Source organism: Aliivibrio friggae (assembly GCF_057368515.1).
This window is the reverse complement of sequence record NZ_CM170648.1, coordinates 1,637,697-1,648,867: the sequence shown is the minus strand read 5'-3', so window position 1 is coordinate 1,648,867 and position 11,171 is coordinate 1,637,697. Positions and strand designations below refer to the sequence as shown.

Sequence of the window (11,171 nt, the reverse complement as noted above, 5' to 3'; positions counted from 1 at the left end):
TATATAGGAATCATTATGAATAAATACATGGCAGAGTTTATAGGTACGTTTTGGCTAGTGCTGGGCGGTTGTGGTAGTGCAGTATTAGCAGCAGGTTTCCCAGAGTTAGGTATAGGCTTTGTAGGTGTAGCACTTGCGTTTGGTCTAACAGTACTAACAATGGCGTTTGCTATTGGTCATATCTCAGGTTGTCACCTAAACCCAGCAGTATCAATTGGTCTATGGGTTGGTGGTCGTTTTGATGCTAAAGATTTAGTGCCATACATCATCTCTCAAGTTCTTGGTGGTATTGCAGCAGGTGGTATCTTATACCTAATCGCAAGCGGCCAAGCTGGTTTTGATCTTGCTGGTGGTTTTGCATCAAATGGTTTTGGTGAGCACTCTCCAGGTGGCTACACAATGACAGCTGCATTAATTACAGAAGTAGTAATGACAGCAATGTTCCTAATTGTAATTATGGGTGCTACAGATAGCCGTGCTCCTGCAGGTTTTGCTCCAATTGCAATTGGTCTATGTTTAACACTAATCCACTTAATCAGTATCCCTGTTACTAATACTTCTGTTAACCCAGCTCGTAGTACAGCGGTTGCCGTTTATGTTGGTGATTGGGCAACATCTCAACTTTGGTTATTCTGGGTTGCTCCGATTGTAGGTGCCGTAATTGGTGCGCTTATCTATAAAGTAATGGCAAAAGAGTCATAATCTTCTAGATATTGAATACAAAAAAATGCCGATGATTGACGTCATCGGCATTTTTTATTTAACTTCTTTTCTGATGAGTTAAATGATTACTTTTGGTTTACGTTTTCCATCTCAGCTAAATCGTATTCTCTGATATCGATTTTAGCGTAATCATTACAGCTTGAGCAGGCGTAGTACTTTGCGCCATCACAGTATTGATGCTGTAATACCATCGCTGGTTTTCTACACCAGTCGCAGTAACCTTCTAAATTAAACATATGACTTTCTCTATTATTTATTCTTTGAATTTATACGCTATATGAATATTGTTACATTTTGATAACATATAAAAGTGATGCAGATTATATAGAGATGCAATAATTTGTAAAGGCCTTCTGAGTTTTTTGTCGAGTAGCTTTGACGAGTGGCACTATTTTATTTGGCTATAGGCCTTATTTATTTCGGCTAACATCACACCATCAGTGCCATGATCAGGGTGGTGGAGTTGAGCAAGCTTACGATACTGCTTCTTAATATCAGCACTGCTGCTGTTTATATTAATGCCGAGTAATTGATACTGAGTAAATGATGAAGAAGATGATTTCTTTGCCGCCTCTAACTCAATTTGTAAACGCTTGATCGTGATCTCTTGAGCGTCGGCTCTGATCTTCAATTTATCATTGCTGTCTTGCAGTTGCTTTAACTTCTCATTTTGTAATGATTTTGAAAAACTGCTTTGTTGTGCGTTATTACCTTTAGTTCGTGCAAAGGTCTGCTTTAATCGTAATAGTAAGAAAATAAGCACAACCACCATTATGACAATAAGCAAATAGCTCCCAAGAGTGATAAGCGCAGTCGGCTTCTCCATCTGTGTTATGAAGATGGTTTTTGGTTCGGGTTCAGACGCAGGTACAACCGTTTGTTCTGGTGTCACTTCTTTAGGCTTAACTTCTGTGGTTTCTTGTTGTTCAACGACCGGATTTTGCTGCTGTTCGGCTAAGGAGTGTAATACTCGTTTATAGCCAAGCATAGCTTCACCATGTCCATTGTGTGATGCAATTTGGTACCACAGTGATGCATTGTATAAGTCTACTTTTCCTGATAATCCGTACTCGTAAATCTCACCTAAATAAAACTGAGAAGGTGGATGGTTTTGCGTTGCAGCGCGAGTAAACCAATAAATGGCTTGTTTTGAATCTTGAGCAATGCCATAGCCATTTTTATAGATCTGACCAAGGTTAAATTGTGCGGTCGTGTTGTCTTGCATTGCGGCTTGTTTATACCACTGAATTGCGTGGTCAATGTTGGTAGGGCGATTAGTACCTGATTCATATTCCATTGCTAATTTTACTTGTGCGCGAGAATCTCCTAATTCCGCTTTCTCTTCTAAAGAGTTAGCGTAAGTAGTGAAACTAAAAAGTAGAACAACAGTAAGTAAAATAGAACGGATCATAAACTTTAATATATTCAGTTGGAATAAAAGGGTGGTCGTTAGTGTAGCGATTTGATAATACGAAGGAAAGAAAAAGGGCGTACGAGTTTCCTCAATACGCCCTGAATTTAGTATCTAGATTGTCTTATTGTTGAATGAGGTATTATTTTACCTCTTCAAACTCTGCATCTACCACATCATCTTCTTGCTTAGGTTGCGCTCCAGCTTCAGCACCTTGTTGCGCTTGCGCTTTCTGTTGAGCTATTTCCATCAGCTTTTGTGCTGCTTGGCCTAGCTCTTGAGTTTTCGCATCGATTGCTTCTTTATCATCGCCTGACTTAACGTCTTCTAGAGCTTTGATTGCAGCTTCGATTTTTTCTTTCTCGTCAGCGGGAAGTGCATCGCCAGCGTCTTCGATTTGTTTCTTCGTACCGTGGATCATTTGATCCGCTTGGTTACGTGCTGTTACTAACTCTTCGAACTTTTTGTCCGCGTCTTTGTTTGCTTCAGCTTCTTGTACCATTGCTTCGATTTCTTCAGGAGTTAAGCCACCAGATGCTTTAATCGTGATCTTCTGCTCTTTACCTGTTGTCTTATCTTTTGCAGATACGTTTAGGATACCATCAGCATCTAGGTCGAATGTTACTTCGATTTGTGGCATGCCACGTGGCGCTGCTTGGATACCTTCTAGGTTAAATTGACCTAGAGATTTGTTGTATGTCGCTTGCTTACGCTCACCTTGAAGTACGTGGATTGTTACCGCACTTTGGTTATCTTCAGCCGTTGAGAACGTTTGGTTCGCTTTTGTTGGGATCGTTGTGTTCTTCTCGATTAGTTTAGTCATTACGCCACCCATCGTTTCGATACCGAAAGAGAGAGGAGTCACATCTAAAAGAAGGACATCTTTAACATCACCCGCTAGTACGCCACCTTGAACTGCTGCACCCATTGCTACTGCTTCATCAGGGTTTACATCACGGCGCGCTTCTTTACCAAAGAAATCAGCCACTTTAGCTTGAACCATAGGCATACGTGTTTGGCCACCAACTAGGATAACATCAGTGATGGCATCAATAGTTAGATCAGCATCTGCCAGAGCCACTTTTAGCGGTTCAAGCGTACGAATGACTAAGTCTTCAACTAGAGATTCTAGTTTTGCACGCGTCACTTTAACGTTCATGTGCTTAGGACCAGTCGCATCAGCAGTAACGTAAGGAAGGTTTACGTCAGTTTGTTGAGCTGAAGACAGTTCAATCTTCGCTTTTTCTGCTGCTTCTTTAACACGTTGCATAGCCAGTGGATCAGTTTTAAGGTTGATACCTTGTTCTTTTTTGAACTCGTCAACTAAGAAATTGATCATACGGTTATCGAAATCTTCACCACCTAGGTGAGTGTCGCCGTTTGTTGCAAGCACTTCGAACGTCTGCTCGCCATCAACGTTGTCGATTTCAATGATAGAAATATCGAAGGTACCACCACCAAGATCGTATACTGCGATAGTGCGCTCGCCGCCTTTTTTGTCTAGACCGTAAGCCAGTGCTGCTGCTGTTGGTTCGTTGATGATACGTTTAACATCAAGACCTGCGATACGACCTGCATCTTTCGTTGCTTGACGTTGAGCATCATTAAAGTAAGCAGGAACCGTAATTACTGCACCAGTTACTTCTTCGCCTAGGAAATCTTCCGCTGTTTTCTTCATTTTCTTAAGAATTTCAGCAGATACTTGAGGAGCAGCCATTTTTTGGCCTCGCGCTTCAACCCAAGCATCACCGTTATCAGCTTTAACGATTTTGTACGGCATGATTTCGATATCACGTTGAACTTCTTCGTCTTCAAAACGACGACCGATCAGGCGTTTAATCGCAAACAATGTATTTTGTGGATTAGTAATCGCTTGACGTTTCGCTGGCTGACCAACAAGTGTTTCGCCATCTGTGTAAGCAATTACCGATGCAGTTGTACGTTCGCCTTCCGCATTTTCTAAGATACGTGGTGTGTCGCCATCTAAAACAGCAACACAAGAATTTGTTGTACCTAGGTCGATACCAATGATTTTACCCATAATAATTTTTCCTTTGAATTCACATTAGTTATTTTAATGCAAATAATTTAAATTTGATGTTGTTTAATAAGCGTAAACCTAATATTTATTTACGGGTCTACGCTATTCTCAATGAAATATGATGATCTATATTCGCGTTAATCAATAGGTGAGGGCTGTATTTTTATACTAAATACAATGTCTTGTTATCACCGATGAGTAACGACAATATGTGTTATTGATTGATTAAAATCTTACGTGCTTGCACGGCTTCTGGTACTTCTCGAACAAGATCGATATGAAGCAATCCATTTTCCATGCTTGCTGCAGATACGGTTACATAATCAGCAAGTTGAAATTTTCGTTCAAAGTTGCGCTCTGCAATGCCTTGATAGACGTAAGTTGGTTTTATTTCAGATGAAGTAATGTCACCTGACACAATCAGCATATGTTCGTCTTGAGAAATTGTTAACGAATCTTCAGAGAAACCAGCAACAGCCATGGTTATACGGTAGTTGTTCTCGTCTTTCTGTTCGATGTTATATGGTGGGTAACCATTTTGAGATGGTTTGTTAGCGCTGTTTTCTACAAGATTAAACAGGCGATCAAAACCAATGGCATGACGGTATAGGGGAGAGAAATCGATATTACGCATAATACTATCCTTTAAAATAAGCAATAGTTCTCGACGCACTAAGCGAGGAGAAAGAACACATATTCAGAGCCAACATAGACTCATTAATGACATATGGTTCAGGATTAAATGTTAGAAACAACGCTACTATTCTTAAATAAGTAATCAGTAGAGCCGCTTCATTTTGATAACGTTCTGTTCCCTATAATAAGGCGAACCAGTTATCAATGAACTCCAAATGGCAATTCATGTAATCAATATATGCTTCCGAAACTTTGGTGTCAATACTTTGATTAGAAAATTTAATGATTATTTTTTGTTTGTATTTTTAATGCAGATATTCGCTTTCAATGATGATTGATCTTTTAGGTGTTATAATCGAGAGATACTTTATTCTCTTCCATTAGTTGGAATGATATGTTCGATCAAATCAAAGCATTCATAAACCCAAGTAAAAACCCAGACTTAACTCAAGCTCACGAGTTTCAGCGCAAGCATTTACCTACCTTATGGCTACTCGGTAAAACAGGTGCGGGTAAATCTTCATTCATTCAAGCCTTAACTGGATTATCATCGGTTGAAATAGGTAATGGCTTTGCTCCTTGCACCATGACCGCCGAGGCGTATGAGTTTCCGCAAGATAAGCCAATTATGCGCTTTTTAGATACTAGAGGGCTAGGTGAGGCAGATTACGATCCAAAAGACGATCTTGAAGTAATTGGTCAATCAGGTCATGCCCTCGTTGTTGTAATGAAAGCAGATGAACCAGAACAATCTTCAGTCATAGCGGCACTAAAACAGATCAAGAAGAAAAAGAAAATTAAGCATTTGTTGTTGATTCATACCGCGGTACTTCTTAGTGAAAAGGCAAATCGTGATCGTCAAACGACCTTTAACGAACAGCAGGTTAAAGAGGTATGGGGTAAAAATGTTGAGGCAATCTCGGTTGATTTCGAAACTAATGACGGCTCAATATATAACTATGATGCGCTGATCGAGAAACTCACCAAGCTATTACCTGTCATTGGGATGATGGTTGAGAATAAAGATCACGCCACTGTTGAAGAAGCAAACTTTGATAAAGTTGAGAAGGAAGTACTTTGGTATTCCGGCAGTGCGTCAGCAAGTGATTTAATTCCAGGAGTGGGATTGGTTTCTGTTCCTGCCATTCAAGCCAAAATGTTACATAGCTTAGCCAATCAATACGGCGTTGAGTGGAACAAGAAAGCCTTTAGTGAACTGATAGGTACTCTAGGCAGCAGTTTTGCTTTGCAATATGGAGTAAAACTAGGTGCAAGGCAATTGGTTAAATTGATCCCAGTTTATGGTCAAACCGTAGGGGCTGTTGCCGCCGCTGCAATGAGTTTCGGAACCACTTATGGATTAGGCAGAGCCGCTTGTTTTTATTTCTACCATAAGAGTAAAGGTGAAGACGTATCAGAGCAGGACATGCAAGATCTCTATAAGAATTCGTTGAAAAAAGGTAAGGAAGTGTCAGGTTATGCACAAGATTAAACGCCTATATCGTTTATTGTCAGATCTCTCTGGTGGACGCTGGGGGATCGTCATTATCTCCTCAGTGCTTCCTGTCATTATTATGATGGGTTTCGCTCTGTTTCTTGCAATTAAATATGGCTACCTATTAGAGCTGTCTATTACCATTGCTATCAGTACGTTAGCGGTTAGTATTCCTTTATTTATTCTAAGCCGTACAGAAAACAAGCCCGTTCAAGCGGCAGCAGAAACAGAAGCCAAAATTGAGATTAAAGAGGGTCTGGTTAAAGCCTCTGAAGAGTGGTCTGATAATGAAGTAGCCATATGGAAGCAATCACAGCACTATTCGAGAGAGTTACTCAAAGATAATGTCGAGTGGAGAAACCTTGATGAAATAGGGTTAGATGTTCTTGAATTTGTGGCAACGAAGTTTGATAAAAAAGCGTTAGATTTCTCAATTCCTGAAGGCTTAAAACTGTTTGAAGAGATCAGCCAGCGATATAAAGTCGTAGTGCAAGAACACATTCCTGGTATTGAGTATTTAAAGCTCTCGTACATTAAAGCTGGATATGACGCTTATGATAAATATGGCGATGTGGGTCAAAAGATAGTAAAAGCCGCGATCTGGGCGAATCATGCAAAAAATCTTTATTATAATCCGCTAAAAGTTGTTTCTGATCTCAGTCGAGAGCAAGCTACCTCATCAATGACCAGAGGGGTTGTGTCTGATATGCAGCAAACAGCCAAAGAAGCGTTATTAGATGAAGTCGCTGCGGTTGCCATTGATTTATACAGTGGTCGTTTTAGTTTGGAAGAGGGCGATTTACAAGCATCGACGATTTCAAAGCAAGATGAAAAGAGAGTAGCGACAGAGTTAGAGCCGATCCGGATTGTGATGGTCGGGCAAACAAGCTCTGGTAAGTCATCGATTATTAATGCATTAAAAGAGGAATTTGTCGCAGAGGTGGATGTACTGCCATCTACCGATAACGTGACGGTTTATAGTGCACTCGTCAATGAAGCCGAAGTGAATGTGGTTGATTTACAAGGACTCGACGGTAACGAAAAAACTGAAAAGCAGATGCTAAAAGAGATGACCCAAGCGGATTTAGTGCTGTGGGTATTAAAAGCCAATCAGTCGGCTCGTGATCTTGATAAGCAATTGAATGAAAAATTTGAGTGCTATTATGCTGATCCAAAAAATATTTCTCGCAAAAAACCAACCGTTATTTCAGTGATAAACCAAGTCGATAGATTAAATCCGGCTTGGGAGTGGGAGCCACCTTACGATCTAGAACATCCAACAGCAGCAAAAGCAAAAGTGATTAAACAAGCGATGGAATACAACAAAAAGCTGTTGTGTTCCGATCTTGTTTTACCGCTATCAATCTCAATAGATAAGACGCATTTTGGTGTTGAAGAGTTAAAACAGACGTTAGTAGACAAAATCACCGAAGCTTATAACGTACAGCGAAATCGTCAGCGTAAAGAAGCGATGGAGAGAGGGGCATCATTGAAAAAACAACTGGGACGCGCAGTTAACGTCGGTAAGAAGGTCGCGCCAAGTGCCCTAAAAGCCGCCGCACCAAAACTGGCTGAAATGGCAATAAAGAAAACAATTAAATAGTTTTTTTTAATTCGCCACCTTTAATAATAGAGGTGGCGATGATTTACCTCGGACTAGTCGTCACTATTTAGATAGACCGTTTTCCCATCTTTAATCGTTTCTAAAACAGCGATGTCTTTTATCTTCATTGGGTCAATCTCAAGTAGGTTCTCATTTAAAATCACCAAGTCGGCACGCTTACCAATCTCAATTGAGCCTTTACTTTTCTCTTCAAAGTTTTGATATGCCGCATTAATCGTTATAGCCTCTAACGCTTGATATGGTGTGATTTTATGATGCTCGCCGAGTGTCTGGTTGCTTCGAGTTACACGGTTTATCGCACTCCACATATTGGTCATCATGTCAGGAAATAACACAGGGGCGTCCATGTGAATCGTAAACATCAACTCATTTGAATTTGCCCACCCCATAGGCGAGATGTTAGATGCACGCCAAGGGCCTAACACTGAATCACGATGCCAATCTCCCCAAAAGAAGGTGTGAGCCGGGAAGAAAGAAGGGATCATCTCATTTTTCTTCATGCGTTTTATTTGGTCTAAACGTGTGGTTTGAGCGTGGATCACCACTGTTCGACGATCTTCTTTGCCATATTTGGCATCAGCCAGCTCAACCGCATTTAATAGGATATCTGCCGATGCATCGCCGTTACTGTGGCTTAGGATCTGAGCATTCATTTGATACGCGATATCTACCCATTGATTCATCTCATCTTGAGTTAACACTGGGTAACCATGATAATCATAAGCGTGGCTGTGTGGCGGCTCAAAATATGGCGTTGAGAGATAAGCAGTTTTACCTTGTGGAGAGCCGTCACCCACCATTTTCACCCCTGCTAACGTTAAGCCATTAATTGATGACTTCATTGGCATTATTTTTACCGCTTCTTTTAAATCGACCCATTTGGCATAAGCAAGCAGATCTATTTTTAGCAAATCATTCTCTGCCATGGTTTTCATTGCATTAAGTGCAGGAAGCGTCGCTAAGCCTTCTTGTGTGGTCGTAATGCCATAACCTGCGTATAAATCCTGAACCTTACCAAAGCGACGAACCGCATCTTCTTGCGTCATTTCAGGTAGGTTTCCTAAAATAGGATAAATGGCAGATTCTTCTAATACGCCAGTGAGCTCACCATTATCGTTACGACGTAACACACCGCCATCTGGGTTCGTGCTTTGTTGGTTAAATCCAATTAAGTCTAGGCCTTTGCTGTTACAGGTCGCAAGGTGTCCTGATATATGTATGGCACAGAAAGGGTACTCTTTACTGAACGTATCAAAGAACTGCTTCGTTGGGTGTTGCTTCTCTTTTAGCTCGGCATCGTCATAACCAAAAGCCACATGAAGACTGTTTTTATCAAGATTTGGTTGATTAAAATAGGCTGTCATTATCTGTTCAATATCACCAAACGAGTTCACCTTTCCCATTGGTGAAGGATAAAGAAACGGGCTTTCAATTAAAGGCAGATATTGAGCAAAGTGTCCGTGACTGTCGATAAATCCCGGCGCAAGGGTTTTGCCTTTTAAATCTCTTACTTGGGTAGTGGTGCCTTTTTGTTTAAGGATCTCTTGGTTATTGCCTACCGCCACAATAATGCCATCTTTAATGGCGATAGCCTCTGCGCGATCAGATTCACCCGTCACCGTGATTACGTCACCATTGGTAAAAATCAGATCAGGTGAAGCCAATACAAAAGGTGAAACAAGAAAGCCTGCAAGTAAACTTAATGGGAACGTCTTCATAATGTCCTCTCTGTTTTTGCCATAACTATAAATTAAGTAATATCTTTTCATGTAATACCAAAACAAAGAAGTCACTTATGATAGGGTATACCTAACAAGTTGGGTGGAAATATAAAATCAAAGGAGTGATTGAATGCATACATTAGAGCAAGTGAGCACTTTTGTTGCCGTATATGAACAAGGCTCATACAGCAGCGCAGCAAGAAAGCTTAAAAAATCCCGAACCACAGTACGTGAACATGTGGTGGCCTATGAGGATTTGTTAGGTTATTCGCTGTTTGTGATAGAAGGCAGAAAAGCCATTCCAACAGAGAAGGCCGAGCATTTGTATCACCGTGCTAAGTTAGTTGAAAAGCAAAATCGCTCTCTGTTTGTGCAAAGCCAAGCCTTGTACGAATCTAACGTTCATAACATTACGATCTATTATGATGTGATCACGCCGCTCAGTTTGATTACATATATAGAGAAACGAGTGACGGGTTACAACTCAGATATCGTTATAAATTGGAAGCATCGCACTCGGCAGGAAGCTATGGATAAATTGCAAGAAGGCGAATGCGATATAGCTATCATGCCATATCGTGGGCAGTTGTTTGCAGAGAAAGAAGTTACATGGAAAGCGATAAAGCCGATCCAAGTTGGCTGTTTTGCAGGCGTCGACTCACCTCTGGCATTAATTGATGATTTAAAGCTCGAAAACTTAATGCTAGATACTCAATACATAACAGAGAACTTCGCGACTTTAAAATTGAATTTCACCTCGATTCAAGTTTCACCGAAAATGCACACCGTCAGTAATAATGATTTACTGTGTGAGTTAGTAAAACAGAGCGGTTGGACAATTATGCCAAGGCATTACATGACGTCATACGTAGATCGAGGAGAGTTGGTTGAATTGAAGCTAAAAGAGTTGGGAAGTAATGTGTCGTTTGGCCTCAATGCCTTTTATTGTTACGGCAAAGCAGAGGTAGAAGTGTTTGGGCTTATTCTGGAATGGATTGAGGAGTGGGATAGTTTTTGAGTGTTTTAAACAGAATTTGAGCCAAGTTTAGATTAAAGGGTGATGTTTGTTTATTCGTAATGAGAAAGCCAACTTGCTTGATGTCTTCCGCCACAAGATCGGGAGCGTGATTAAGTAATCGCCCTCTAAAAACAGCTTGAAAATTGTGTAAGTGAAATGTCTTTGTCTGCTGTTTACCTTTAGTGGTGGTAAAATCGTGTTTGTATTGAATGCGCTTACTATTTTTCCATGTAGTAAGTCTTAATTGATAGGTATGCCCATCACCTATAAACATGAATTCTATTGTGTTTACTTCTTTAGCTAGAGGCTCAATATATCGCTTGATAGAACTGAAGCCACCATTATTTTCTAGTGATAATTCACCTTGAAATCGGCACCTTTTTCCATCCCAGTTAAGCTGACCAATTGAAATTCCACCCATTACGTTGTCATTTATCGCTGACCATTTTTGATATTCGTTGGGGTTTGTAAAATCAATAATTTCAAGTTCTTGTTCATTCAT

At 40.5% G+C, this 11,171-nt stretch carries 10 protein-coding genes; 4 read left to right on the top strand and 6 right to left on the bottom strand.

The annotated features are described in order from the left end of the window. The first annotated feature begins 15 nt into the window (after positions 1 to 15). Complete coding sequence (gene aqpZ, locus AC2INI_RS07710; protein WP_486304522.1) at positions 16 to 702, top strand: aquaporin Z; 687 nt, start codon at positions 16 to 18, stop codon at positions 700 to 702. An 86-nt stretch (positions 703 to 788) separates the two neighbouring features. Here the strand turns inward: aqpZ and AC2INI_RS07705 are convergent, their stop codons facing one another. The 4 genes from AC2INI_RS07705 to AC2INI_RS07690 all read right to left on the bottom strand — a co-directional run bounded on the left by AC2INI_RS07705 (position 789) and on the right by AC2INI_RS07690 (position 4,809). Then, positions 789 to 959 carry a hypothetical protein gene (locus AC2INI_RS07705; protein ID WP_486304521.1) on the bottom strand — a complete coding sequence of 57 codons (171 nt, stop codon included), beginning with the start codon at positions 957 to 959 and terminating at the stop codon, positions 789 to 791. A gap of 152 nt (positions 960 to 1,111) precedes the next feature. Continuing rightward, the gene (locus AC2INI_RS07700) at positions 1,112 to 2,134 is read right to left on the bottom strand and encodes a J domain-containing protein (protein ID WP_486304520.1); all 1,023 of its coding nucleotides are present in this window, start codon (positions 2,132 to 2,134) and stop codon (positions 1,112 to 1,114) included. A gap of 142 nt (positions 2,135 to 2,276) precedes the next feature. Then, positions 2,277 to 4,175, bottom strand: coding sequence for a molecular chaperone DnaK (dnaK, locus tag AC2INI_RS07695; protein WP_486304519.1), 1,899 nt, complete (start codon positions 4,173 to 4,175; stop codon positions 2,277 to 2,279). Positions 4,176 to 4,389: 214 nt separating this feature from the next. After that, positions 4,390 to 4,809, bottom strand: coding sequence for an Hsp20 family protein (locus tag AC2INI_RS07690; protein ID WP_105054892.1), 420 nt, complete (start codon positions 4,807 to 4,809; stop codon positions 4,390 to 4,392). Between the two features lie 396 nt (positions 4,810 to 5,205). On the opposite strand from AC2INI_RS07690, the gene AC2INI_RS07685 reads away from it, so the two are divergent. Both AC2INI_RS07685 and AC2INI_RS07680 read left to right on the top strand, forming a co-directional pair. Continuing rightward, a complete protein-coding gene (locus AC2INI_RS07685) occupies positions 5,206 to 6,303 on the top strand; it encodes a YcjF family protein (protein WP_486304518.1) in 1,098 nt (365 codons plus the stop codon). Further along, complete coding sequence (locus tag AC2INI_RS07680) at positions 6,290 to 7,909, top strand: GTPase family protein (RefSeq protein ID WP_486304517.1); 1,620 nt, start codon at positions 6,290 to 6,292, stop codon at positions 7,907 to 7,909. Before AC2INI_RS07685 ends, AC2INI_RS07680 begins: the two co-directional genes overlap by 14 nt. A 53-nt stretch (positions 7,910 to 7,962) precedes the next feature. Here AC2INI_RS07680 and AC2INI_RS07675 read toward each other — a convergent pair whose 3' ends face one another. Continuing rightward, complete coding sequence (locus AC2INI_RS07675; RefSeq protein ID WP_486304516.1) at positions 7,963 to 9,648, bottom strand: amidohydrolase; 1,686 nt, start codon at positions 9,646 to 9,648, stop codon at positions 7,963 to 7,965. A gap of 133 nt (positions 9,649 to 9,781) precedes the next feature. Between AC2INI_RS07675 and AC2INI_RS07670 the strand changes: the two genes are divergently transcribed. After that, entirely contained in the window at positions 9,782 to 10,669 is an 888-nt protein-coding gene (locus tag AC2INI_RS07670) for a LysR family transcriptional regulator (RefSeq protein WP_486304515.1), read from the top strand. Here the strand turns inward: AC2INI_RS07670 and AC2INI_RS07665 are convergent. Then, on the bottom strand, positions 10,632 to 11,171 hold the full coding sequence (locus AC2INI_RS07665) for a CIA30 family protein (RefSeq protein WP_486304514.1): 540 nt from the start codon (positions 11,169 to 11,171) through the stop codon (positions 10,632 to 10,634). The two genes, AC2INI_RS07670 and AC2INI_RS07665, sit on opposite strands and share 38 nt — an antisense overlap.

What these genes read in the sequence shown, in the direction of transcription:
- aqpZ (WP_486304522.1), top strand. Translation starts at nt 16, where the DNA reads ATGAATAAATACATGGCAGAGTTTATAGGTACGTTTTGGCTAGTGCTG.
- AC2INI_RS07705 (WP_486304521.1), bottom strand. Translation starts at nt 959, where the DNA reads ATGTTTAATTTAGAAGGTTACTGCGACTGGTGTAGAAAACCAGCGATG.
- AC2INI_RS07700 (WP_486304520.1), bottom strand. Translation starts at nt 2,134, where the DNA reads ATGATCCGTTCTATTTTACTTACTGTTGTTCTACTTTTTAGTTTCACT.
- dnaK (WP_486304519.1), bottom strand. Translation starts at nt 4,175, where the DNA reads ATGGGTAAAATCATTGGTATCGACCTAGGTACAACAAATTCTTGTGTT.
- AC2INI_RS07690 (WP_105054892.1), bottom strand. Translation starts at nt 4,809, where the DNA reads ATGCGTAATATCGATTTCTCTCCCCTATACCGTCATGCCATTGGTTTT.
- AC2INI_RS07685 (WP_486304518.1), top strand. Translation starts at nt 5,206, where the DNA reads ATGTTCGATCAAATCAAAGCATTCATAAACCCAAGTAAAAACCCAGAC.
- AC2INI_RS07680 (WP_486304517.1), top strand. Translation starts at nt 6,290, where the DNA reads ATGCACAAGATTAAACGCCTATATCGTTTATTGTCAGATCTCTCTGGT.
- AC2INI_RS07675 (WP_486304516.1), bottom strand. Translation starts at nt 9,648, where the DNA reads ATGAAGACGTTCCCATTAAGTTTACTTGCAGGCTTTCTTGTTTCACCT.
- AC2INI_RS07670 (WP_486304515.1), top strand. Translation starts at nt 9,782, where the DNA reads ATGCATACATTAGAGCAAGTGAGCACTTTTGTTGCCGTATATGAACAA.
- AC2INI_RS07665 (WP_486304514.1), bottom strand. Translation starts at nt 11,171, where the DNA reads ATGAATGAACAAGAACTTGAAATTATTGATTTTACAAACCCCAACGAA.